This window comes from Alteromonas macleodii (assembly GCF_903772925.1).
Classification (GTDB): domain Bacteria; phylum Pseudomonadota; class Gammaproteobacteria; order Enterobacterales; family Alteromonadaceae; genus Alteromonas; species Alteromonas macleodii_A.
Genome location: NZ_LR812090.1, coordinates 4,546,875 through 4,569,281, shown reverse-complemented (window position 1 = coordinate 4,569,281; position 22,407 = coordinate 4,546,875). Strand labels below are relative to the sequence as shown.

Below are 22,407 nucleotides of genomic sequence, written 5' to 3'. Positions count from 1 at the left end.
GTAAACGTTTTCTTATATAAGCGCGAGCTCATTGACGATAACTCGCGCGAGCCCACATTAGGCAAACTCCAAGTTAAAACTTTTAATTTACTTAGTCAGGATAATTACCACTTTCATCTGCTACAAAGAAAGGCGTAGAGTACCAATAATACCGTCCAGCTTGAGTATTGGATGGTGCTGTACAGTTCACCCGTGAACGTCCTACGGGAAGTGCCTTATCTAAGGTGAACGAAAGCACCTTACCTTCAAGATTTGTCTCGATAGTATCGCCCCCAAAAAAACAATTAACCTGAGTAAGGCGCACATCGTCACTGTCTATCGTCAAGCTTATGGGTGAGGACAAGGTTCGTGTCGTCATGCGAGGGTTTTCGTGTGTACTGTGTGTTACTGGCATTGCTAGGCTATTTAGCTTGGTCTTAAGTGTTGCAAGGTTGGCGTAAGGCCCCGCTGCTGGAAACCGTGGAAGCGCTTGCATGTTGCTATTTGGGCCTACAGCTCCAGAGTGTTGACCAAACCCAATGTAACCTTCTGCTTCGAGCTTATTAGCAAGCGCTGTGTTGTACTCCCCAAATGGGTACGCTAGATATCTAAGGCTTATATTTAGCTTGTCTTTTATCTTCTTTTCAGCACTTTCTACGTTTTCCCACACTTTTTTCAGCCATGCGCGCTCGCCCATCATTTGCTCACCGTTTAGCATGTGAAGATGATCTAGCGTGTGATTGGCAAAAGTAACACCGTCGTTATGCATGGCAATCACTTGGTCCCACGTCAGCTGCTTCGGGCCTACACCGATTTCATCGGGGTTGATAAATACCGTGTACGGGAAACCTAGGTCAGCCAGTATTGGGTGAGCATTGTGTAAGATATTCGCGTAACCATCGTCAAACGTGATAGCCACTGCTTTTTCTGGCAGTGTTTTGTTGTCTTGTATAGCTGAAACAACGTCCTGAATCGACACCACAGTGTGATGTGCATCTAAGTATTCCATATGCGATTTAAAAGCCTCAGGCGAAACGCTAGTGCTGGCCGGTGTAGATGAAGACACGTGGTGATAAAGCAAAATGGCCGCGTTAGGTATGGTGCTAACACTCATTTTGCTGGTTTTAGCGCCTTGCTCTTGCGTGCGATGAGACTTATTAGCATTGGCATTCAAATCAGTTGCAAAGCCAGGTGAGCTTAACAATACACAGAAAACCCCCGCAAGCATTGAATATAAAACTTTCAAACTCGTGGATTGCTTTGTTCTTTTTTGAATTAGGTAGTTGTTTTTCATATCTTCATCCACTGAGTGCCTGATTAAATTAAATAGCATGGTAAACTCTCAAGAAGCAGAGCTTAACTGTCTATTACGCAGATAGACAAGTTCACCTTTCACTAATGTTGATGCATAGCCTGTTAGTATATAGCGAAACCAATCTTTACTGAGATCATTTATGTCCCGTGCCGAAGTAAGCCAGCGCTCCTTTTTTGACGACCATACCCGTCTGTTGGCGCTAGCGCTTCCTATGATCCTAGCGAATGTTACCACGCCTTTATTGGGCTTAGTGGATACCGCAGTTTTAGGGCACATGTCATTGCCTGCTATGCTTGCTGGCGCTTCGGTAGGCGCACTTATTTTAACGCAAATATACTGGGTATGCGGGTTTCTTCGCATGTCTTCAACAGGCTTAAGTGCGCAAGCGAAAGGCTCGCCCAATAATAGGTTAGAATCGGCCAAGGTATTGTGGCAAACGGTGGCTGTGGCCTTATTGTTAGGTGCAGTCGTACTGGTTCTTCAATCCCCTATCCTTTCTATAGGGTTAACCTTAACTCAACCTAATAACGAAGTAGCCCTACACCTTCAAAGCTATTTTTCTATGCGCGTATGGGGCGCGCCTGCTGCCATGCTTAATCTTGCGTTGGTAGGATGGCTAGTGGGGCAGCAAAAAACGCGCAGCGTTATGACGATTCAAATTGTGGGCAATCTACTGAATGCTGCACTTGATATAGTATTCGTATTTTCACTGAATATGTCAGTAGCAGGTGTGGCATTAGCCAGTGTTATTGCTGAATATACTATGGCCATAATGGCGTTAATGGTGGCATTTAAACACGTTGGCGGTGTAGCGGTTAGTGCGTCTTGGTTTAACCGTGCGGCCCGTAAGGTGCTAATGAAGTTAAACGGTGACATGTTACTACGAAATCTGGCACTGCAAGGCTGCCTAGCGTTCCTCACTATTCAAGGGGCCCGTTACGGTGAAACGTCGGCGGCAGTCAATGCCATACTTATGCAGTTCTTTGTTTTAATTGCATTGGGGTTAGATGGTATTGCCTATGGAGTTGAAGCGCTGGTGGGTGAAGCTAAAGGGGCGTCAAACAGCGATGAAGTAAAGCGACGCACCTATCAAGGGCTAGCCTGGTCAAGCTTGTTTGCCCTCATATATAGCCTGATATTCTGGTTATCAGGTGAAGCCATTGTCGAACTGCTTACTGAGCATGGTGACATTGTAGACGCAGCGCTACCTTATCTTGGCCTAATGGTATTACTTCCTTTATTAGCCCATTGGTGCTTTTTGTACGACGGTGTGTTTGTTGGTCTTACCCGAGCAAGTGCAATGCGTAATACCATGATAATAAGTGCACTAGCTGTGTATTTCCCTGTTTGGTTCCTCACGCAAGAACAAGGTAACGTTAGCCTGTGGTATGCCCTACTCGCCTTTTTACTCGCTCGCGGCGTAACACTGGCGTGGAGTTTTTATCGTTTAGACAAACGCAATGAACTAGCGGCATCGCAAAGCTAGCGTTTTTAGAGCGTATCGTTGACCTTATTTAAGGAGAGCGTGCCTAGCACGCTGCTTCTTTAAGTCTTCCTGATGCATTATTCCGCTTTACTTTTGCTCTATTCTTTTTTGCACAATGATAATAGTGTGTTGCTCGGGGTGCTGATCAAATTCAACGTGGCGAATAAAGCCGCCAGCTTCTATCAGTATTTCTAAATATCTATGTAGCCCAAGCGAGGCGTAGTAGACTTCTGGTCCCATCACCTTATTTGTGTGCTCTCCACTTTCACCCGTGCCACCGCAGCTAAAAAGTAACACGCCCTCATCGTTTAAGTGATTCATTAGCTTCTTTAGCAAAGGCTCTTGCTGCGTCAAAGCGATATGCCAAAAGCTATCCCAAGCGCTAATGAAGGAATAGTGCTTAGTTAATGTAAACGTGCAAACGTCGGCGCAATAGAAGGTATGGGAAGGTGCCTGCGACTTAGCTATAGCCAGCATATCTTTAGAAACATCAATGCCTTCGTACGTTAACCCTTTATTTTCGATAATGGGAACAAAGCGGTTGGTACAGCCGCATCCAATGTCTAGTGCGTAGCCGCGGTCCTGTGCTTCTCCCTCATTAGGCGCTCTACTATGCACTCTGCTCTGCTCTAGTTGTGGGGCTTGCGGCAAAAACGACAGAGCTTTTTGATAGGCAGTTATGCCATTTTTCTGATTAAACTCGGGTCGAGTCCAGCGATGAGTAATAGTGTCGTAGGCCTTGCCAGTTTCTTCAGGAGTCATATGCTATCTGTTAGCTGAACTTTTGCTTCTTTAAGGTTAATTCATCTAGCAAAAATGTATAGTGGGAAGTGTATACAGAGAAGTGTATGCAGGGAGGGGAAAGACGCTACCTGCCTTGGTCATAAACTGCCAACAGATAACGCCTATACTTTTTCTCATTATTTCAACCGATTAGGCTGCTCGACATAAAATCAGGATTAATGCTTTATTTTCTTACTAAGTGCGTGGCGCAGAGTTTATTACCGGACGGGTCTCGCAGGTAAGCAAGGTATAATTGGCGTTCGCCATTTCCTCGAATGCCTGGTGGGTCTTCACATGGAACTCCCCCGTTCTCGCTTCCAACTTTATGCCATTCATCTACAATATCTGGTGTACGCGCTGCAAGACCAAGGGTTGTTCCATTGCCGTGTGTCGCTTCCTCGCCATTAATTGGCTTGGTTAGGGCTAAAATACCTTTGGGCGTGTAGTAAAATACGCGTCCATATTCATCAAAAACGCCTGGCTCGTAACCCAATACACCTAAAATAGCGTCATAGAATTTTTTTGACGCTTCAAGGTCGTTTGCACCTAACATAACGTGGCTAAACATAGTTGTGTCCTCTGAAATAGTAGGGGTAACCCCCTTTTATCAAATTAGGTTACTCGTGCTCTGCTCTACTTTATTTATTGCCCTAAAGCGAAGTTTACCGCGGCTCTAGCATGAATAGCGGTAGTGTCGTATAACCTAATCTTGGTATGCTGTTGTTGCACTAATAACGCAATTTCGGTGCAGCCTAGGATAATGCCTTCAGCACCCTCGGCCGCAAGCGCGTTAATTACTTCAATATACGCCTCACGAGAATCAACACAAATCACGCCCTTGCATAATTGTTCATAAATAATGTTATGAATCGTGTCTCGTTGTTGCGCATTTGGAATAACAACCTCAATATCAAAAGCCTCTTCAAGACGGGATGTATAAAAGGTTTGCTCCATGGTAAATCGTGTACCTAGCAGCCCGACCTTTTTAACTTTGTTTTGCTGCAATACACGGCCCGTGGCGTCGGCAATGTGAATAAGGGGGATACTGATATTTTGCTCTATCTCAGCCGCCACTTTGTGCATGGTATTGGTACAAATTAATATTGCTTTTGCACCCGCTGCCTCTAAATGCTTTGCCTCATGAATTAAAATGTCGGCAGTTTTATCCCATTCGTCCTTATGTTGAAGCTGCTCTATGTGAGCAAAGTCAACGCTGCTTATAAGCATGGGCGCACTGTGCAGGCCGCCAAGCTGTGCGTTGATGCTGCGATTTATAGCTTGGTAATAACTGACCGTAGACTCCCAACTCATACCGCCAAGCAAGCCTAGCTTCTTTAGTTTGTTTTCCATGATTTGGCTTCCTTTTTCAAACACTAAGACAAACGCTAAGTTACCGACAAAATGCGTCCGCTACTAGTGGCAGGAAGCTGGCAAGTCATACAAAAAACAAATTATAACAATGTTATGTTTTGGTGGCTTAAACAGGTGCTCTTGCGCTTCGTGAATATTTTAATACGAAAAAGTGGCTGGAATTGAGTAGATAAGTTCAATGACTAGAACTTAGGCGGCGGCTTCTTATTTTTGATGAACGAGAAGCGCTGAATGAAAATGCCCCAGTAACCCAACATGGCAATAGCAAAGCCAAGAAATAGCACTAAAAGGCTTAAGTAGCGCAGCGCGATATGAAATTCGCTAAGGGTAAACAACAGCAAGACGCCGACAACGAAAATAGCTAAGCCTATTTTGAATCGTTGCCAGCTCTTGAGTAAATCTTGCGTCAGCATAGGGGCAGCATTGTACTGTGCACCTAAATAAGCGCAGTATTGCGCTTAGTAGTAAGAGTGCTCACCGGCTTGGTGTTCAGTTGCATCGCGCACGCCTTTAAGCTCGCCAGCAAACTGTTCAATCATTTGCTTCTCGATACCTTCTTTAAGCGTCACGTCTACCATTGAGCAGCCATTACAGCCACCGCCGAATTGAAGAATAGCGTAGCCATCATCAGTTAACTCGGTAAGTACAACATTACCCCCGTGGCTCGCTAGCTGCGGATTGATTTCTGATTCGATCATGTAGTTGATTCGCTCGACTAAAGGGGCATCGTCGGCCACTTTGCGCGCTTTAGCATTAGGCGCTTTAAGTGTTAATTGTGAGCCCATTTGATCGGTAACGTAGTCAATTTCCGCCTCATCGAGGTAAGGTGCACTTTCTTCGTCTACCACGGCATCGAAGCCGTTAAACGTAAGGCGAGTGTCTGTTTCTTCGACAGCGTCTGGCGGACAATAGGACACGCCACACTCAGCTGACGAGGTGCCTGGGTTTACGACGAATACACGAATATTCGTGCCAGACTCTTGTTTACTCAGCAGTTTTACGAAGTGAGCCTGGGCTTCTTCTGATATAGTTATCATCAGCAAGTCCTACATATTTTGAAAATTTAGATTATTGTATCAAATTTACCTGAGTAAAACAGTCAGGTATTAATTAAATAAATAATTCCAGTGAATCGAATTTGTTGAGAGTGGCGTACACCGCTATTACTCTCAACCATAACAACAAGACGGGAAGCGCTATGTTAGCGAAACTAAAAAACTCCGCCAAAAAGAACCCATTATCACTCGCTTTATTGTTGGCGCTTGGCACTATCGGCCTTGGAGCGACGACCAGCCAGCAAGCATTGGCACAGCCAGCCTTATCATCAGTGGTTAGTATTACCCCTGATACAGGTGGGCAGCCAGTTACAGCATACTTACCTGATACAGTATCCTACAACCCAGCTATTCCTACGCCTGAATCTGTACTTGGTTCCAACATTGGTGAGTGGCACGTACGTCACGACCAAGTCGTAAACTATATGCAGCTTCTTGCCGAGAAGTCTGACCGCATTACCATCGAAGAAACTGGCCGTACCCACGAAAATCGCCCGCTTTTACTTATGACTATCACTGCACCGTCAAACAGAAACAACATTGAAGTCATGAGGAAGCAGCACATTGATGCCATGGAAAGTGGCAAAAAAGTAGGTAACGACGCTCCACTGATTTTTTACATGGGCTACAGTATTCACGGTAACGAACCTTCCGGTACCAATGCTTCGCTAGCGCTGGCTTATTACTTAGCCGCCGCTGAAGGCGAAGAAATCGATGCCTTGTTGAACAACAATATTGTGCTGTTTGATCCATCTTTCAACCCCGATGGACTCTCTCGTTTTGCTCAGTGGGCAAATATGCACAAAGGCAAGCAGTTAGTTTCTGACAGCCGCCACCGTGAACATGACGAGGGGTGGCCGTCAGGCAGAACAAATCACTACTGGTTCGATTTAAATCGCGACTGGCTATTGCTGGCGCACCCAGAGTCGCAGGCACGTATTAAACAGTTTCATAAATGGCGGCCACATATTCTGACCGATTTTCATGAAATGGGCACAGACAGTACCTATTTCTTTCAGCCCGGCGTACGCTCGCGCAAAAACCCTTTAACGCCAGACGAGAACGTCACCTTAACCGAAGCGCTTGCGCATTATCACGCGGCTGCATTTGACGAACAAGGCGAGCTATATTTCACCGAAGAAGCATTCGACGATTTCTACGCTGGTAAAGGGTCTACCTATCCAGATTTACACGGTAGCGTGGGTATACTGTTTGAACAGGCCAGTTCACGGGGACACCTGCAAGACTCTATAAACGGCAAGCTTGCTTTCAAAGACACTATAGCGAACCAAATTACCACGTCTCTGAGTACCTTTAGGGGCGCGTTGGCAAATAAGGCTGCAATCCTTGATTACCAATCGGGCTTTGTGAAGAGCACGCAGTCTTTGGCCAAGCAAGATGCACAGGCTGGATTTGTGGTAAGTGCATCGAATGATACCGCTCGTTTTAACGCATTTATCGCATTACTTGAGCAGCATCACATTTTATATGAAGTGCTTACAGAGAACTTCGATGCGAACAAGATTAGCTACAAGGCTGGGAAGGCAATATTTATCCCTACTAACCAACCTCAATACCGTCTAGTAAAATCAATTTTTTCTACGCAAACATCATTTGAAAATAACACCTTCTATGATGTTTCAACGTGGAATTTAGCTATGGCATTTAACTTGGACTACGCGGCTTTAGACAAGGGCGATGTGCGAAGCCTTGCGCTAAGTGACAACTCGGCTCTAGCACAAGCAACACTTAATAATATTCATGAAAACGCTTATGCCTACGCGTTTTCATGGCAGCACTATTACGCGCCCGCCATGCTTCAAACCCTACTGGAAGCCGGTGTGAAAGTGCGAAGCAGTGAAAAAGCGTTTTCCGCTATTAAATACGATGGCAAAAACGTTGACCTTCAGCCCGGTAGTATTGTGGTGCCTAAAGGTTTGGGACAGCCCGAAAACTTAGTAGCCATTTTGAGCAAAGCGCAGCAACAACTTCAGGTACCTGTGTTTAGCTTGAGCAGTGGATTAACGCCGACAGGTAATGATTTGGGTAGCCGAAGTATGGCGCCAGTGGGCTTACCGCAGGTATTAATTGTAGGGGGGGAAGGGACGAGTGAATACGAAGTAGGAGAAATGTGGCACTACTTCGATACAAAAGTCGGCTTATCTGCAAGCATTGTTGAGCAACAACATCTATTAAGTGCGCTTAATGACCCTAGCATCACATACACTCACATTCTATTTCCAAGCGGTCGCTATCGCTTTACAGAGAACGACAGAGCGAAAATTGAAGACTGGGTGAAAGCCGGTGGCGTGATTGTAGGCCAGAAATCTGCACTGCGTTACTTCGCTAAACACAAGTGGCTAGATGCGGACATTATCAGTAGAGAGACGATAGATAATGCCTTCGATGAAAGCGATTTAAGCTACGAAGACGGCTCGTCGCTTTATGCCAGAAAGTTGGTGGCTGGCGCTGTATTTGAAGCGGATATTGATAATACTCATCCACTTTTTTATGGCTATAACGATGACACGCTACCTATGTTTAAAACGAACAATATGATCGTGGAAGCAAGTAGTTCGCCGTTTGTCACACCAGCACGCTACACCGACGAGCCCCTTGTGGCAGGGTTTAGTGATAAAAGAATGGTTGCGTTAATGGCTGAATCGACCGCGGTGACAACTCAGAAGATGGGACGTGGTGTGGTCATTGGTTTTACCGACAATACGCAATTTAGAGGCTACTGGTACGGCACGAACAAAATGCTAGCTAATGCAATTTACCAGGCGCATTTTATTCGTTAAATCAGTTTATGAGGCGCGGTGCATGCCGCGCCTAACAGCGCATTTTTCTATATTCCTTTTTTTAGCCTTACGCCTTTAGCAATAAGCTGCTTTTGGGTGGCGGCGTAAATACCGCTGCCCACACTTGAATCTGTATATTTGGGTAGCGCTGCTTAAGTCTTTTACTTAATGTGTTTACGGTCACACCCGTAGTAAGCACGTCATCCACTATCGCCACGGTGAAATCGCTGCCATCTTTATTACCGTGCGTCGTTGCTATCTCCTCATCGATACACTGCTTAGATAAATTAAATACACGGTTTGCGTTCTCTGCTCTGGCCAGCTTGGATAAGTGGTGCTGCACACTAAAGCCTTTGCGGCTAGCCCATGCTTGGTTAATGGGTATACCTAATTCGCGGCTTAAGCTTTCACACAAAAGCGTAGCTTGGTTGTAGTGGCGCTTTGCAAGCCTCCATGCACTAATTGGAACCGGAAGCAGTACATCTGGCACTGATAGAGTGCACTGTCGCTTTTTATGGACAAACCAGTTACTTAATACTTTCCCTGCCGTCAGTGAATGCGTAAACTTTAACTGGTGAACCAGCGATGACATGGGCCATGTATGGAGCCCGAGCACGGATAGTGCGTCATAGTGGCTATGCTTGACGTGGCCTGCCACAGGGCCGTATTGAAGTAGGTTACTCCCATGTAATGAGGCTTCGAAAAAAAACATGTCATCTTCACACCAGTGACATACTGGCGTAGGACTTGCCTGATAACATAGCAAGCATGAAAGGTTCATAGTGTTGATTCCATCAACTTCCTTGAATTGTCGAACGTCGACCTATTTTCATCATTTCGTGTTTCCTCAAAAAACACGTTTCTGCCTAAGGAGGTGTAAATGGAAATTTTGCATACAAATGGCGAGCTTGTCACCCGTACTCAGGGTACAGGCGTAGATGTTGTATTTCTTCACGGTTGGGGTATGAACAGCGGCGCGTTCACATCCTTTATCCCTTACCTTAGTGATAATTTTCGCGTTACCACCATCGACCTTCCTGGATTTGGAGAAAACGCGGAAATCGTGCCTTCACCTTACAATGTTGAGTCCCTTGCCCAAGCTATTGTAGACAAACTGCCAGACCAGTGCGTGTTGGTTGGATGGTCACTAGGTGGATTGGTAGCTCAAAAGCTCGCGTTATTAGCACCAGAAAAGCTTAATGGACTGGTTACTATTGCTTCAACGCCTCGTTTTATAGCTGGACCTTGTTGGCCAGGCATTGCGGCTGATTTACTTACTATGTTTGAAACACAGCTGGAGAAGAATTACCAAAAGACACTCGAACGCTTTTTGGCAATTCAGGCTATGGGTAGTGAAACGGCAAAGCAAGATATTAAGGCAATAAGAGAGCAGGTCACTCAATTTCCAGAACCCGCTGAGGAAGCGCTTAAGAAAGGCTTACGTATATTGTCTACTGAAGACATGCGACACGATGTAGGACGCATAACTACGCCTACATTACGATTGTACGGCAGATTAGATAGTTTGGTGCCTACAAGCGGTATAGACCGAATTTGCGAGCTCCATCCGCAAGCTGATACCGTCGTACTGCCACACGCCTCCCATGCACCGTTTATTTCTCATCCTCAGCAAACCGCCGATATTCTATTTCGTTTTGCTGCGGGAATTTACCAACAGAAAGCGTCTTGATCTAACGCCTTAACAGGGCTTCAAACTGCTATTAATCAGTGGTTTGAAGCTTTTTCTTTCGTTACAGCTAATTAAAAGTCGCCTGCTTACAATAAGTTAATGGCAGTGTGTGATACATGTCTTTCCATTTGTGTGAAATTGGTCAATAATTGCACATGAGAGGTTAGGGGTAGTGTATGACTAATATTGATGGTTTAAGTGCAGGCTCTGCATTTGCAGCGGCTCAGTATGGGTTACAAAGTGCAAGCGACGGCGTATCGCAGGCAGCGGCAAATATTGCTCAGCGCACAGCTGAAGATGCGATTGCACCCGCTCAACCTACAGTGGCTAGCAGCGAAACAAACAACGCTTCTTCTAACTCCGCTTCTAGCACTACGCGTTTAACCGACGACTTAATTGCGCTTAATGTAAACGAGCGTAATGCCCAAGCTTCTGCCAAAGTTTTAGGGGTGGCCGACGAGATGCTTGGCACTATCATTGACGTATTGGCTTAAGTGGAGCAGGTACGGTGAATATAGTAACGCCAATCCTTAACGCCATTGCTTATCCCACGGCGAACATAAATACAGAATCTGCCCGTAGAGATAACGTGCAGCGGGAAACTATTCCCCAAGCATCAGACTCCCAGCAAGGCGCTTCTCAAAAAGGTTTAGGTTCTGAAACTGATAAGGCTAAAAGCCCGGGTCAGCCGCCAGCTCCTGTCACCTACGAACGTCCTCAAATACAAACCGAGCTTCAAGCCGCTTTCCAAAACGTGTTTGGGCAAGAAAAAGACAATGCGCAGGACGAGAGTGCAGGCAAGCAAGACGCGAAAGACAGGCAGCAACAGCAACAAGAGAAGCAAGAAGCTTCGGAAATTGAACAGTTAAAAGCTCGCGATCAGGAAGTAAGAGTTCACGAGCAGGCGCATGCGACAACAGGTGGGCAGTACGCTGGTGCACCGCGATATGAATACACTACAGGCCCAGATAATAAGCGCTATGTTACCGATGGCGAGGTGTCTATTGACGTCTCAGAAGAAAAAACGCCAGAAGAAACGCTGCAAAAAATGGAACAGGTGCGCGCCGCAGCGCTCGCACCAGCTGAGCCTTCTTCGCAAGATTTAAAGGTGGCCGCAGAGGCATCTCAAAAAGCGACAGAGGCGCGAAGTGAGATTGCTAAAGCGCAAGCTGATAACCCACCAACAGTGGAATCTATTACAGAGCAGACTCCAACTGATAGTGTCGATACAGTTTCAGGTATTGAAACTATCACTGAGTCCGAAATTAACACTGGCCCAAGAATAGGAGCGGCGGCAGACGAAGTGTTGGATAGTGCGTCTAACCCCGCAAACGCTATATCTTCGCAGGGGTTAGAGGCAAATGCGCCTGACGCCATGCAGACAAGAATAGGCCGCATTCAAAATGCTTATCTGCAAGCTTACACCCCGTCAAGAGAAGGTATATCTCTCCAAGCATAATAGCCGGCTTCAAGCATAATAGCGTCAAGTTAGCGCTGGCTGCTTCACATTACACCAACAATTTAGCTTACAGAATAAATCACGATCTAGCCCAAAAAACTGCGAGCTAAATCGCAAGAACGGCACTTTCATTTATGCAAAGGCTTCTTCGCTTCAGCAAGCCTCAATAATCTAATATCGCCTTTGTAAACGGATATTTAGGTGTACCGCCAGTGATATCTGAAAGTACCGAGTTCATGGTATCTACGTCGCTATCAAATCCACCGTGGGATGTAGCTGCCGTCGCATCACCTTCTTTTCCTTCGCTGTATTCAAACGTTACGTTAGACAGCGGCTGATTAAACACGGCCATACCTAATAATGGCATCTCCGGTTTAGGCTCAAATGCATTTGATACTAAATAAAGTAATGATTTTTGGTAAATACGCGCCACGTGATCATCTTTTTCTAATGCTTCGGATAAGTTGTAAATCGTGGTCGACTTGATATGTTCTCCCTCTATAAACTCCGAAAGCTTTTCGTTAAATAGTGAGTAGCTAATGGCTGGGGCCATTAAATGCAGGCTTGTTACTTTTATATTTTCATCAACTTTGAATAACCTTGATAGACTGTGTGCATGAAAAATAGAGCCTGCCGAATGACCCACAACATGCAGCTGTATCCTTGGGTTGTTTTTAAGATAGCCAGCTAACTTGGTCAAAAAGTAGGTGCCGTCGGACGTGGTACGGGTAAAAGGCGAGCAAGCGTCTGATTTCATTTCACGCCACAGTGCGCCGCCCACTTTACGTGTCGCCCATTCTAAAATGCGATCGGTGTAGTCGGTAAATGCCCCGACTTTGGCGCTAATTTCTTCATTCTTAAAGCCCAAAATGTCCTTTAGCTCTTCAAGCATGCCTGTGTCATACATGAAGTGAATGGGGTACACATCGTTTTTAAGAAAGGTGTCTTTCATGGCGGCAATGCGTTTAGCCGAGGCTTTAATGCTATTTAAGCCACCGTGCGCGTACAGCATTACATGCTGATGATTACTGTCAGAGAGCTTTTCAATAATGGTATCGACGTGGTTTTTGTTGCTCCAATATTTACTTTTAGTATCAAAGTGCCCGTCATCAAAATGGACGAAGTGATCTTGAATACTTACTCGTGGTGTAGAGCGATAGAACAGCCCCTGTGCGATAGAGCGCGTAGCCTGATGGTAGGTACCCGTACCTGAAATAGGGAGTGCGAGTTGCACCACCCAAGCATCCATAACATTTAACGCCCAGTCATCGTATCGCCAGAGTGCCAGCCCTGACTTTTTCCAATCCGTACCCCACGAATTTTGAATCCAAAAGCCTTCATCGTTATAGCCAACAATGGCGAACGCATGGCCTCCCATGGGCTCAGGCCTTAATTTTATCGCGTCGCCCTCGGCGTCTTTCCAGCCTTCATGTATTCTTGCTGACACAAAAATAACACCCACTTCATTAAGTGCAGCATGAAAATCGCTAATTTCCCGTTCAAGCCGGTAGTATGCGCCAAGCCTATGATTACTGGCGTTATCAGCTATGGCGAGGGTCATTTCAAATTCGTTGCTGTGATTAATATCTTTTGTCAGAGAGTCGCTGCACACCCCACTGTTATACCAGCCTTTAATAGCGCCGCGGCAACTCGAACCGTCATAGGCTTCGCCCAACCATTCATCGTGACGCTTTGCCATGGCATAAAGCATCCATGGGCTCACGGTATGTTTTCGGCCTTGTTGGCGATAGATAAAATTTATGGTGGCGGCCAAGGCAAAGCCTGTACAGGCGCCGTCTTGGCCTTGGTCTAATATACCCAAGTTACCCGGCGGATCGATAAAAGGCTTAAGCGGGGTGAGGTTGGGTTGGTAATAGCGATCCCGAAGGTCGGGGAAGTCTGCGCTGACATTTAGCATGCTTTCTGAAACAGGTAAGTTCATAACATCATCCTCTGATTAGGGCAGGTGATCTTTGCTGTAGAGCTAGATGAAACACGCGTACATCAAAGGTCGTTGGCCGTTAACTCATTATGGTCGTCCGAAAGTACTGCCTAGAAAAAGGCTGAGGTCAAATGAGCAACATTACCTTCGTTAAACGCTACTAACATACGAACTTCGGTTTCGGTGTGACCCACACCTTTTCATTGTTTCGGTATCTTTAACTATACGGATTGGTATTAATGCTTTTTACGCAAGTATTGTTGAGCGTTAATACTCTCAATTGCACCATAACTAATGTAGCAAAAGCGAAAGGATAAATGGAAGAGCAACAAAAAAGGGCCTGTCTTGCGACAAGCCCTTTATAAAACAAAATAAGCGATAATGAATGGCTAGGGTTTACTTTTTCGCCTTAGCAAACGCGTCAGCAAAGGCATTGCCCATGGCGCTGTTTTGAGGCTGGCTGTTGCGATTGCCGCCTCCCTTATTCGAGCGCGGATTTGCTTTACCGTTGGCACGTCCAGCCCCTTTGTTTTGATCTTTACCTGAGCCTTGGTTATTCGCACCTTTACCTGAAGAGCCCTTACTTGAAGAGCTATAGCCACCGGCATTATTACTTTGATTTGGTGTGTCGTCTAAGCGCATGGTAAAAGAAATACGCTTACGCGGTACGTCTACTTCCAGCACTTTTACTTTCACGATATCGCCGGCTTTAACTACCTCGCGAGGGTCTGAGATAAACTTGTTGGTCAATGCAGAGATATGTACCAGTCCATCTTGATGCACGCCCACATCAACAAATGCGCCAAAGTTAGCTACATTGCTCACTACGCCTTCTAAAATCATACCCGGCTTAAGGTCGTTAATAGTTTCAACGCCTTCTTTAAACGCCGCTGTTTTAAATTCAGGGCGAGGGTCACGACCTGGCTTGTCGAGCTCTTTAAGGATGTCTTTAACGGTAGGTAAGCCGAATGCATCGCTGGTAAAGGTATCTGGCGACAAGCTTTTAAGTAACTCGGTATTGCCGACAATGTCATTAACTGCAACCGCAGTGGTATCTACAATTTTATCGACTACCGGGTATGCTTCGGGGTGAACCGCAGAGGCATCAAGTGGGTTGGTGCCGTTTACAATACGCAAGAAACCCGCCGCTTGCTCAAAAGCTTTTGGACCCAAACGCTCAACTTTTAACAGTGCTTTACGGTCTGGGAAAGCACCATTGGTGTCTCTAAAATTAACAATGTTATGCGCTAGAGTTTTATTTAAGCCTGATACATAGCTTAATAGCGCAGGCGATGCGGTGTTTAGGTCAACGCCAACGGCGTTCACACAGTCTTCAATAACACGGTCAAGGGATTTACCCAGCTGGCTTTGACTTACATCGTGCTGGTATTGGCCTACACCAATGGCTTTAGGCTCAATTTTAACGAGTTCTGCGAGTGGGTCTTGCAAGCGTCGAGCGATAGACACCGCGCCGCGAATTGACACGTCAAGGTCAGGCAGTTCCTTCGAGGCAAGCTCAGACGCTGAATATACAGAAGCGCCAGCTTCACTGACCATAATTTTTTGTGCAGTAAGCTCGCTATTGTTTTTGAGCATTTCGCCAACAAGTTTGTCTGTTTCGCGCGAACCTGTACCATTGCCAATGCTGATTAAATCTACTTTGTATTGTTTGCACAAGGTTGTTAGCGTGCGAATAGACTTATCCCACTGATTTTGCGGAGCATGTGGGAATATGGTGTTGGTTGCTACCACCTTACCTGTACTGTCTACTACTGCTACCTTAACGCCGGTTCTTAAACCTGGATCTAGTCCCATAGTGGTTTTTGCACCTGCAGGTGCAGCCATCAACAGGTCGTTTAAGTTTTTAGCAAATACTTCAATGGCTTCTTCTTCAGCACGCTCTCGAAGGGCACTGAATAGCTCTGTTTCCATGTGTAAACCAATTTTGATTTTCCACGTCCACTGCACAACCTGAGCTAAGAAATCATCCGCGCCACGACCGCGGTGCATGATATCGTAGTGGCTTGCGATAATGTGTTCGCAATGAGATGGCCCCTTTTCTTCTGATTGTGGATCTGCATCTAGCTGAATATGAAGCATGCCTTCATTGCGACCTCGGAACATGGCCAATGCGCGATGCGAGGGTACCTTTTTGTATTTCTCGCTATGTTCAAAATAGTCTTTATATTTGGCCGCTTCTTGTTCTTTACCTGGTACAACCGTACTTTTTACGTGAGCATTTTCAGTAAGGTAATGGCGCACTTTCGCTAGCAAAGCGGCATCTTCAGCAAACCTTTCCATAAGGATATAGCGAGCACCTTCTAGCGCGGCTTTAGTATCAGCAACGCCGTTGTCTGCATTTACAAACTCTTGCGCTTTGCTTTCAGCGTCTGTGTCAGGGTTGCCAAACAATGCATCGGCTAGTGGCGCTAAACCTGCTTCGATAGCAATTTGTCCTTTAGTGCGTCGACGAGGCTTATACGGTAAGTACAAGTCTTCAAGGGTTGTTTTGCTGTCAGCACCGGCAATGCTGCTTTTAAGTTCGTCAGTTAGTTTGCCCTGCTCTTCGATAGATTTAAGAATAACGTCGCGGCGTTCTTCTAGCTCACGTAAGTAGGTCAAGCGCTGCTCTAGATTACGCAGCTGCGTATCATCAAGGCCTTGGGTTACTTCTTTGCGGTATCGGGCAATGAAAGGAACGGTTGCCCCTTCATCGAGAAGTTTTACTGCGGCAGTTACTTGCGAGGGTTGAACGCTAAGCTCTTCTGCAATTTTATTGGTAATCATAAGTCGCTCTAAGATACTAAAAGTTCGCGTTAGGCAATGGCGAATAAACGGTGTGTGACAGGCTTACATACACAGCGTTAGTAGTGAAAATAAGAGCGGTGAGTATATCACCGCGGTGTAGGGAAAGTCGTCTGATCATTGTGTTACAACTGGGTAGTTAAGAAGACCATCTCTTTATTCAAAGTTTATCTGTTGCGTCGTACCAAATACGGTTTATCCACCACTCTTTAGTACCCGCCTCAGTTTTAACAATAAACTCATCGTCCTCTTCTTTGCCAAGTAGAGCACGGGCCATGGGTGAATCAATAGAGATATAGTCCTTACGGCCAAATATTTCATCATAGCCAACTAAGCGAAGCTCCATAACAGCGCCAGATTCGTTTTCAATTTCCACCCAAGCACCAAAGAACACTTTCCCTTCTTGCTGTGGATCGTAATCAACAACTTTTAGGTTCTCTAAGCATTTGCGTAAGTAACGAACTCGACGGTCAATTTCGCGAAGCTTCTTTTTGTTGTATTGGTAGTCAGCATTCTCACTCCTATCGCCCAGGCTGGCTGCCCAAGTTACCTTGCGAGTGATTTCTGGCCGTTCTTCACGCCACAAGAAATCCAGTTCTTGTTTAAGCTTTAAATAGCCTTTTCGAGTGATAAGCGGTGTTTTCACAATGTCCTATAAATAATCCAGCTAATTACCCCTACTTTATGTGGGTAATAAGGCAAAACGCAATCTTTCGATAAGGTAAAAAGTGACAAAATAGACAGATTGAATAATTATTGAACATAAACCTTTCTGTCAGTGTCGTAGTATCAATATCATACTAGCCATTAGGGGAAATGAATGCGTAACAGAATGCCTGTGTTGAACCGCCGACGGTCGGGGAGCGATCCGCTTCAAACCAGCGGCACTATCATAGGTTTTATGCTGTTTTTAAGCGGCGCGCTGTTATTGTTGTATGCCTTACTTGATATAGTTGTTCGCTTAAATAGTGTACGAACTGTGATATACCTTATCTTAGCGTGTGCCATGTATAAAGTAGGGCACTCATTGCTTAACCACTTTGCGACGTTCAAAGTCCATACGGAAAGACGACGCGCACCTAACCGTTAAAACCTTTAGTTTTAAGCCCTAGTTTTTAAGGTTTAATTGTTCCTAAAAAGCTTTGTTAGGGCCGTGAAATTTTGCGATTTTAAGCTATGCTTTAAAGTGTAATTCGAGGCACCAAGCATATTGAATAACCCACATTACTATTTGGGTACGCGCGTGGTGAAAATCCACTAGCTCGTAGGGAAAAGGTAAGCAAGGATCACGCTGACTCACTAAAACAAAAAAGCCGACGCTATGCGTCGGCTTTCTCTTATGCCCAATTCGCTGGTTTATTCAGCTTGCGCTTCGGCTTCAGGTTTAACCACTTCTAGAAGCTCAACATCAAAAATTAGCGTTGAGTTAGGCGTGATCGCGCCTGTTGAGCGTGCGCCATAAGCAAGCTCTGATGGAATGTGGAAGCGGTATTTCGCGCCTTCTTTCATTAGCTGTACGCCTTCAGTCCAACCCGCGATTACGCGATTAAGTGGAAACTCAGCTGGCTCGCCACGCTTATAAGAAGAGTCGAACTCTGTACCATCAAGCAAGGTGCCACGGTAGTGAACTTTTACCATGTCTGTTGCTTCTGGGCTTGCGCCTTCGCCTTCTTCAAGTACTTCGTATTGAAGACCAGACTCTGTTGTCGTCACGCCTTCTTTCTTACCATTTTCTTCTAGGTAAGCAAGACCTGCTTCAATGTTTTTCTCAGCAGCTTGTTCAGCCATTTCTTGCTGTTTAGCACGCAATTCTTCTTCGCCCTGTTGAGCGATTTGCTGAATTTGCTCTGGCGTAAACTTAAGGGTGTCGTTCAGGCCGTCTTTAAAGCCTTGTTGTAGTGCATCTTGGTCTAGGGTTAAACCAAGCTGCTCTTGTTGTTCGGCACGGTTGCTAACGAACAGACCCATACTCGCGCCCATGGCGTAAGCTTGCTTTTGTGTATCTGTCATTTCTTCTGCTGCAACAGCAGTTGTTTTTGCACTATCAGCGCTTGTAGAAGCGGCCTCATCAGATGTGTTTGGCTGGCAAGCGAAAAGGCCTAGCGCAGCGATAGTAGATAAGGCAACGAGCGACTTCTGCATAAAAACGTCTCCATTAATTATTATCATCATGCGTCTATGTCTATACTGCTGCATCTAAGGCAGTTTGCACGATAGTTAAAGATGCGTGATCCATGCTATGTTAAACCTAGCGTTTACAAAGCGAAACCCATTTGATTATGTTTAGGCCTCAAATGTTCCATAGAATAGTGTTACTCACCTTACTTATTGGCAATTCCATGGGATGTTCTGTCCCTGATACTACGCCAATACAGCAGTGGCGTCATGTAGAAGAGGGCGCATACGCGGCAGATATATCCACCGACGGCACGTTAGCGGTGGTATCTGGCGTGAACAATGGGGTCAATGTATGGCGAATTGGGCAGAGCGAACCGCTCTATCATTGGAGTCATCAAGGGGAAGGCAACAACTTAGTGATGTCAGTGCACATTAGTGCAGACAAGCGCTATGTGGTAACTGCTGACCGTGAAGCGTTTGCTCTTTGGAGTTTAGAAACTGGCGAACCAGAAGGGTTTTGGCGAATAGATGAGTCCTCTATTCGCGACGTGGTAGTCACCAATAATGGTAATGGCATACTCGTCGCTCGCTCAAATGGCAAGGTGATGTATTTTGAGCCGCGCACCTCTCGTCGCCTCGAATTTTTTGGACATCAGGAAAAAGTTAATTCCATTGATATCTCACCTAATGGCAAGTTTGCCCTTACTGGTGGCAATGACTATATTGCCTATTTGTGGAGTACTGAGACTGGGCAAATAATTCATACCTTCACCCACCCAACCCGAGTGACAAAAGTTGCGCTTGATGATGAAGGCCGGTTTGCTTTTACTGCCGACAGTCAAAGTAAGTCGCAAGTGTGGAATGTACAAACCGGGCAGCCCGTGACTTCACTGAAGTTTGCTTCACGACAAAAAATCTTCACCGACGTCGAGTTTTCAAAAGATGGCCAGTATTTACTAACAGGCTCGCCAGCCAGAAAGGTTTATCTTTGGAATTTGAAAAACGGCGAGCAAGTTCAGTCAATTCAAGTGGCATCGAGAGAGTCTATTTCACCGCCAACCGCAGTTGTTTATGGCGTCGGCTTCCTTCCCAATGATAATATACTGTCTATAAGTAGCAGTGGCCTTGCCGAAGAATGGCAACGAGAGAGATAGAGAATTTACATGACAGACAAAAGCGCTGAGCAGTTAGAGCAGCAAATAAATAGCGCCAATAGCTATATTGAAGAGTTACAGATGAAAGTAGCCTTTCAAGAACACACTATCGAGGCACTAAACGAAGCGCTGGCTTCACAGCAAAAGCAACTTGATGATTTGGCGTTTAAAGTAAGTCACGTAATAGACCGTGTTAAAAGCATAGAACCGTCTAATATTGCTAAGCAATCAGAAGAAACCCCGCCCCCGCACTATTAATAATAGCCATCTTTAAATGGCACAGGCGCGCCTGTGGTTTGAAGGGGGCGCCTCATAGGCAGTCGACAAATTAGAAAAAATCAAAGGTTTATAAAACCAAACTGCATAAGCTTCGGGTTAAACACTAGTTTATCTTGTTATGAGTTAGGTTAAGACTGCATTTATCCTGACAGTCTAATTGATTTACACTTGCGCCCCGATACAAAGGCTTCAGTTAAAGAAGCCTTTTTACTATTTAAGAGAGAAAATTATGAGTGATTTTGATATGGATGCGTTTGACAGCATCGATTTTGACTCAGTTGAGCAGTCAGTAGCCGAAAAACAGGCTGAAAAAGACAAGCAAGAAAGCCAAGAAATTGAAGGCATGCGCGACGGTGCCAACGATTGTGGTGATAGCTGTACCATATAAGTACCTTATAACAGCAGCTATAACGGTTAGGGCTCATGCAGAGCCCTCAGCGTTAAGTAAGCCCTCAGCGGTTAAATAGCCCTCAGCGTTAAATAAGCCCTCAGCGTTAAATAAGCCCTTAGCGGTTAAATAGCCCTTAGCGGTTAAAGCCCTGAGCAGAGCGAAAAAAAACCTCAGCGACTTTAATTAGACTTCTCAGGGTTTTCCAGTCTATCTAATTCCAATCTGTCGAGCTCTACACTTTCCTCTACATCGCCTTGAAATGCTTTAACAAATGCGTTCTTTAATATCGCCGTAAATGCCTCCCAAGTCTGTGTATCTGGGCTAGATAAATCGCCCTCAATAGGAATACGTGTGGCAATTTGGTCTTGGCTCTGGTTTTCAAACAGTTCAGTGACAAACGCGGAAATCGCTTCAATACTGCCTTCAATAAAACCGTCTCCGTCACGTTCAATGTCGCCTTTCCAAGAAAATACCTCAACGTTATCCAAAATAGGTTTTATATAGCCTTTTACCTGCCCTTCGTTAGACGCGACCTCGGCAGCAAGCGTAAGCGTCCCGGCTTCTAAGTCAAAAGGTGCATAGGTATCAAGCAGGTTTTTAAAATTCACCAGGCCAACGTTGTCAGCTTGAATGTCTAAATCAAAGGTAGGAGCTTTGGTTGCTGGATTAAGCTTGGCGTTTAATGAAATAGTACCTTGCTCGGCCGTCTGGCCCTTCGCTGTAGCTGTGGCCACGCGGGTGTCCGATAAATCGTCGCTGTTTACCAAATTATTCACTTCAAGATGAATGTCGTGCAGCGCAATATCGATAGCCGGAGAAGTATCAGGATTGTGAAAGGCAATTTTCCCTTTGTTAATGGTGAGTTTATCTATACGCAGAGGAAATAATTGGTCGGCAATAGACAGCCAATTTTCGTTCTTACCCGACTGACTCTTTTCTTCCGTGTTTCCGTCTACAAAGTTAATTTCGGGAGAATTTACCACCACCCTTCCAACGGCCGCACCTTTAAAAAGCTGTGACCACGATAGTGTAAACTCCACATAGTCAGCCTTAAACAACGGCTTATCTATTTGTCCGTTCGCTTTATACAGCAACACATATTCTAAGCTGTAGGCACCTCGCCACAGCATTAAATCAACATCGCCCACACGACCATTGTATTGGTCCGATTGGCTTAGTGTGTTGTTGATATATGTGGCTGCGGCATAAGGAAGGTACAACCTAAACGCGATGAGCATGAGCAATAGCCCTGATACTACATAGCAAAATCGTTTTTTAGCGTGTTTCATATTTCACTCCTTAGAGAAAGGAATACAAAAAACATGCCTTGGAGAGCTTTTTTCCTCGGTAAGGGCGTTAGTCGCTACTGGCGCGGTATCCAGAGAAGGTTTTAAAAAGCCTGAGTACAGTATGATAAGGTGTTACACAGGCCTGATGGTAAGATTTTCTTAACAGTGAGTAGGAATGCTAGTGAGGTTTGAAAATACCAATCACGTTTTCGTTGGAGCGAGTGGCGGCACTGACCTTTTCGTCAGTTTGCGCTTCGTTGTACCCACATGCGACGCATTCCAGCTTTTCCACGTTATTTTCAAAATATAACGAAATAGTATCTAGCTCTTGGCATTTTGGGCACGTAGCCCCTGCTACAAAGCGACGTTTTACACGTTTTGACATACATACACCTTTGGGGAATTTCGCCAGTATTATACCTTGAAATGGCATGTGTTGATCAGCTTTTACCTTAAGTTTTTGATACTATACGCGCCCTAGATTGTTCTA

Annotated in this window: 22 protein-coding genes; 9 read left to right on the top strand and 13 right to left on the bottom strand. The window is 45.4% G+C overall.

Annotation, left to right across the window (positions count from 1 at the left end; all coding sequences use genetic code 11):
* Positions 1-91: 91 nt before the first annotated feature.
* Entirely contained in the window at positions 92-1,312 is a 1,221-nt protein-coding gene (locus PCAR9_RS19585) for a polysaccharide deacetylase family protein (RefSeq protein ID WP_179985038.1), read from the bottom strand.
* Between the two features lie 121 nt (positions 1,313-1,433).
* On the opposite strand from PCAR9_RS19585, the gene PCAR9_RS19580 reads away from it, so the two are divergent.
* Positions 1,434-2,780: an MATE family efflux transporter gene (locus tag PCAR9_RS19580; protein WP_179985037.1), complete on the top strand. Its 1,347-nt coding sequence runs from the start codon at positions 1,434-1,436 to the stop codon at positions 2,778-2,780.
* A gap of 87 nt (positions 2,781-2,867) precedes the next feature.
* Here the strand turns inward: PCAR9_RS19580 and PCAR9_RS19575 are convergent, their stop codons facing one another.
* From PCAR9_RS19575 to nfuA, 5 genes are all read right to left on the bottom strand, one after another.
* The gene (locus tag PCAR9_RS19575; RefSeq protein WP_179985036.1) at positions 2,868-3,542 is read right to left on the bottom strand and encodes a class I SAM-dependent DNA methyltransferase; all 675 of its coding nucleotides are present in this window, start codon (positions 3,540-3,542) and stop codon (positions 2,868-2,870) included.
* 205 nt (positions 3,543-3,747) lie between these two features.
* Positions 3,748-4,131 (bottom strand): VOC family protein, encoded by a 384-nt coding sequence (locus PCAR9_RS19570; protein WP_179985035.1) that lies wholly within the window; start codon positions 4,129-4,131, stop codon positions 3,748-3,750.
* Positions 4,132-4,205: 74 nt separating this feature from the next.
* Positions 4,206-4,913 carry an aspartate/glutamate racemase family protein gene (locus PCAR9_RS19565; RefSeq protein WP_179985034.1) on the bottom strand — a complete coding sequence of 236 codons (708 nt, stop codon included), beginning with the start codon at positions 4,911-4,913 and terminating at the stop codon, positions 4,206-4,208.
* A gap of 203 nt (positions 4,914-5,116) precedes the next feature.
* Positions 5,117-5,347 (bottom strand): hypothetical protein, encoded by a 231-nt coding sequence (locus PCAR9_RS19560; RefSeq protein ID WP_179985033.1) that lies wholly within the window; start codon positions 5,345-5,347, stop codon positions 5,117-5,119.
* A 45-nt stretch (positions 5,348-5,392) separates the two neighbouring features.
* Positions 5,393-5,971 (bottom strand): Fe-S biogenesis protein NfuA, encoded by a 579-nt coding sequence (gene nfuA, locus PCAR9_RS19555; RefSeq protein WP_118491185.1) that lies wholly within the window; start codon positions 5,969-5,971, stop codon positions 5,393-5,395.
* A gap of 161 nt (positions 5,972-6,132) precedes the next feature.
* On the opposite strand from nfuA, the gene PCAR9_RS19550 reads away from it, so the two are divergent.
* Positions 6,133-8,790, top strand: coding sequence for a M14 family zinc carboxypeptidase (locus PCAR9_RS19550; protein ID WP_179985032.1), 2,658 nt, complete (start codon positions 6,133-6,135; stop codon positions 8,788-8,790).
* A 67-nt stretch (positions 8,791-8,857) separates the two neighbouring features.
* Here the strand turns inward: PCAR9_RS19550 and PCAR9_RS19545 are convergent, their stop codons facing one another.
* Positions 8,858-9,571 (bottom strand): ComF family protein, encoded by a 714-nt coding sequence (locus tag PCAR9_RS19545; protein WP_179985031.1) that lies wholly within the window; start codon positions 9,569-9,571, stop codon positions 8,858-8,860.
* Positions 9,572-9,670: 99 nt separating this feature from the next.
* Here PCAR9_RS19545 and bioH point away from each other — a divergent pair, with 99 nt between their 5' ends.
* The 3 genes from bioH to PCAR9_RS19530 all read left to right on the top strand — a co-directional run bounded on the left by bioH (position 9,671) and on the right by PCAR9_RS19530 (position 11,939).
* A complete protein-coding gene (gene bioH, locus PCAR9_RS19540; RefSeq protein WP_179985030.1) occupies positions 9,671-10,480 on the top strand; it encodes a pimeloyl-ACP methyl ester esterase BioH in 810 nt (269 codons plus the stop codon).
* Positions 10,481-10,656: 176 nt separating this feature from the next.
* Positions 10,657-10,974, top strand: coding sequence for a hypothetical protein (locus PCAR9_RS19535; RefSeq protein ID WP_179985029.1), 318 nt, complete (start codon positions 10,657-10,659; stop codon positions 10,972-10,974).
* Between the two features lie 14 nt (positions 10,975-10,988).
* Complete coding sequence (locus tag PCAR9_RS19530) at positions 10,989-11,939, top strand: putative metalloprotease CJM1_0395 family protein (protein WP_179985028.1); 951 nt, start codon at positions 10,989-10,991, stop codon at positions 11,937-11,939.
* A gap of 163 nt (positions 11,940-12,102) precedes the next feature.
* Here PCAR9_RS19530 and PCAR9_RS19525 read toward each other — a convergent pair whose 3' ends face one another.
* The 3 genes from PCAR9_RS19525 to greB all read right to left on the bottom strand — a co-directional run bounded on the left by PCAR9_RS19525 (position 12,103) and on the right by greB (position 17,332).
* Positions 12,103-13,881, bottom strand: coding sequence for a C1 family peptidase (locus PCAR9_RS19525; protein WP_179985027.1), 1,779 nt, complete (start codon positions 13,879-13,881; stop codon positions 12,103-12,105).
* A 396-nt stretch (positions 13,882-14,277) separates the two neighbouring features.
* Positions 14,278-16,668: a Tex family protein gene (locus PCAR9_RS19520; RefSeq protein WP_179985026.1), complete on the bottom strand. Its 2,391-nt coding sequence runs from the start codon at positions 16,666-16,668 to the stop codon at positions 14,278-14,280.
* A 178-nt stretch (positions 16,669-16,846) separates the two neighbouring features.
* Positions 16,847-17,332, bottom strand: coding sequence for a transcription elongation factor GreB (gene greB, locus PCAR9_RS19515; RefSeq protein ID WP_179985025.1), 486 nt, complete (start codon positions 17,330-17,332; stop codon positions 16,847-16,849).
* 174 nt (positions 17,333-17,506) lie between these two features.
* Here greB and PCAR9_RS19510 point away from each other — a divergent pair, with 174 nt between their 5' ends.
* Entirely contained in the window at positions 17,507-17,776 is a 270-nt protein-coding gene (locus PCAR9_RS19510; protein WP_179985024.1) for a hypothetical protein, read from the top strand.
* A 266-nt stretch (positions 17,777-18,042) separates the two neighbouring features.
* Here PCAR9_RS19510 and fkpA read toward each other — a convergent pair whose 3' ends face one another.
* Complete coding sequence (gene fkpA, locus PCAR9_RS19505) at positions 18,043-18,828, bottom strand: FKBP-type peptidyl-prolyl cis-trans isomerase (protein ID WP_179985023.1); 786 nt, start codon at positions 18,826-18,828, stop codon at positions 18,043-18,045.
* 197 nt (positions 18,829-19,025) lie between these two features.
* Between fkpA and PCAR9_RS19500 the strand changes: the two genes are divergently transcribed.
* The 3 genes from PCAR9_RS19500 to PCAR9_RS19490 all read left to right on the top strand — a co-directional run bounded on the left by PCAR9_RS19500 (position 19,026) and on the right by PCAR9_RS19490 (position 20,625).
* Positions 19,026-19,958, top strand: coding sequence for a WD40 repeat domain-containing protein (locus PCAR9_RS19500; protein WP_179985292.1), 933 nt, complete (start codon positions 19,026-19,028; stop codon positions 19,956-19,958).
* 9 nt (positions 19,959-19,967) lie between these two features.
* Positions 19,968-20,216: a SlyX family protein gene (locus tag PCAR9_RS19495; protein WP_179985022.1), complete on the top strand. Its 249-nt coding sequence runs from the start codon at positions 19,968-19,970 to the stop codon at positions 20,214-20,216.
* Positions 20,217-20,466: 250 nt separating this feature from the next.
* Complete coding sequence (locus PCAR9_RS19490) at positions 20,467-20,625, top strand: hypothetical protein (protein WP_012520154.1); 159 nt, start codon at positions 20,467-20,469, stop codon at positions 20,623-20,625.
* Between the two features lie 182 nt (positions 20,626-20,807).
* Here the strand turns inward: PCAR9_RS19490 and PCAR9_RS19485 are convergent, their stop codons facing one another.
* Both PCAR9_RS19485 and PCAR9_RS19480 read right to left on the bottom strand, forming a co-directional pair.
* Positions 20,808-21,917 (bottom strand): DUF748 domain-containing protein, encoded by a 1,110-nt coding sequence (locus tag PCAR9_RS19485; protein ID WP_179985021.1) that lies wholly within the window; start codon positions 21,915-21,917, stop codon positions 20,808-20,810.
* Between the two features lie 178 nt (positions 21,918-22,095).
* A complete protein-coding gene (locus PCAR9_RS19480) occupies positions 22,096-22,302 on the bottom strand; it encodes a YheV family putative zinc ribbon protein (protein ID WP_012520152.1) in 207 nt (68 codons plus the stop codon).
* Between the last annotated feature and the right edge of the window lie 105 nt (positions 22,303-22,407).

Bases quoted from the DNA above. Each gene is read 5' to 3' on its own strand.
- PCAR9_RS19560 (WP_179985033.1), bottom strand. From the start codon at position 5,347: ATGCTGACGCAAGATTTACTCAAGAGCTGGCAACGATTCAAAATAGGC.
- PCAR9_RS19510 (WP_179985024.1), top strand. From the start codon at position 17,507: ATGCGTAACAGAATGCCTGTGTTGAACCGCCGACGGTCGGGGAGCGAT.
- PCAR9_RS19575 (WP_179985036.1), bottom strand. From the start codon at position 3,542: ATGACTCCTGAAGAAACTGGCAAGGCCTACGACACTATTACTCATCGC.
- PCAR9_RS19535 (WP_179985029.1), top strand. From the start codon at position 10,657: ATGACTAATATTGATGGTTTAAGTGCAGGCTCTGCATTTGCAGCGGCT.
- PCAR9_RS19520 (WP_179985026.1), bottom strand. From the start codon at position 16,668: ATGATTACCAATAAAATTGCAGAAGAGCTTAGCGTTCAACCCTCGCAA.
- PCAR9_RS19495 (WP_179985022.1), top strand. From the start codon at position 19,968: ATGACAGACAAAAGCGCTGAGCAGTTAGAGCAGCAAATAAATAGCGCC.
- PCAR9_RS19490 (WP_012520154.1), top strand. From the start codon at position 20,467: ATGAGTGATTTTGATATGGATGCGTTTGACAGCATCGATTTTGACTCA.
- PCAR9_RS19485 (WP_179985021.1), bottom strand. From the start codon at position 21,917: ATGAAACACGCTAAAAAACGATTTTGCTATGTAGTATCAGGGCTATTG.
- PCAR9_RS19550 (WP_179985032.1), top strand. From the start codon at position 6,133: ATGTTAGCGAAACTAAAAAACTCCGCCAAAAAGAACCCATTATCACTC.
- PCAR9_RS19525 (WP_179985027.1), bottom strand. From the start codon at position 13,881: ATGAACTTACCTGTTTCAGAAAGCATGCTAAATGTCAGCGCAGACTTC.
- PCAR9_RS19500 (WP_179985292.1), top strand. From the start codon at position 19,026: ATGGGATGTTCTGTCCCTGATACTACGCCAATACAGCAGTGGCGTCAT.
- PCAR9_RS19565 (WP_179985034.1), bottom strand. From the start codon at position 4,913: ATGGAAAACAAACTAAAGAAGCTAGGCTTGCTTGGCGGTATGAGTTGG.
- bioH (WP_179985030.1), top strand. From the start codon at position 9,671: ATGGAAATTTTGCATACAAATGGCGAGCTTGTCACCCGTACTCAGGGT.
- PCAR9_RS19545 (WP_179985031.1), bottom strand. From the start codon at position 9,571: ATGAACCTTTCATGCTTGCTATGTTATCAGGCAAGTCCTACGCCAGTA.
- PCAR9_RS19570 (WP_179985035.1), bottom strand. From the start codon at position 4,131: ATGTTTAGCCACGTTATGTTAGGTGCAAACGACCTTGAAGCGTCAAAA.
- PCAR9_RS19480 (WP_012520152.1), bottom strand. From the start codon at position 22,302: ATGTCAAAACGTGTAAAACGTCGCTTTGTAGCAGGGGCTACGTGCCCA.
- fkpA (WP_179985023.1), bottom strand. From the start codon at position 18,828: ATGCAGAAGTCGCTCGTTGCCTTATCTACTATCGCTGCGCTAGGCCTT.
- nfuA (WP_118491185.1), bottom strand. From the start codon at position 5,971: ATGATAACTATATCAGAAGAAGCCCAGGCTCACTTCGTAAAACTGCTG.
- PCAR9_RS19580 (WP_179985037.1), top strand. From the start codon at position 1,434: ATGTCCCGTGCCGAAGTAAGCCAGCGCTCCTTTTTTGACGACCATACC.
- PCAR9_RS19585 (WP_179985038.1), bottom strand. From the start codon at position 1,312: ATGCTATTTAATTTAATCAGGCACTCAGTGGATGAAGATATGAAAAAC.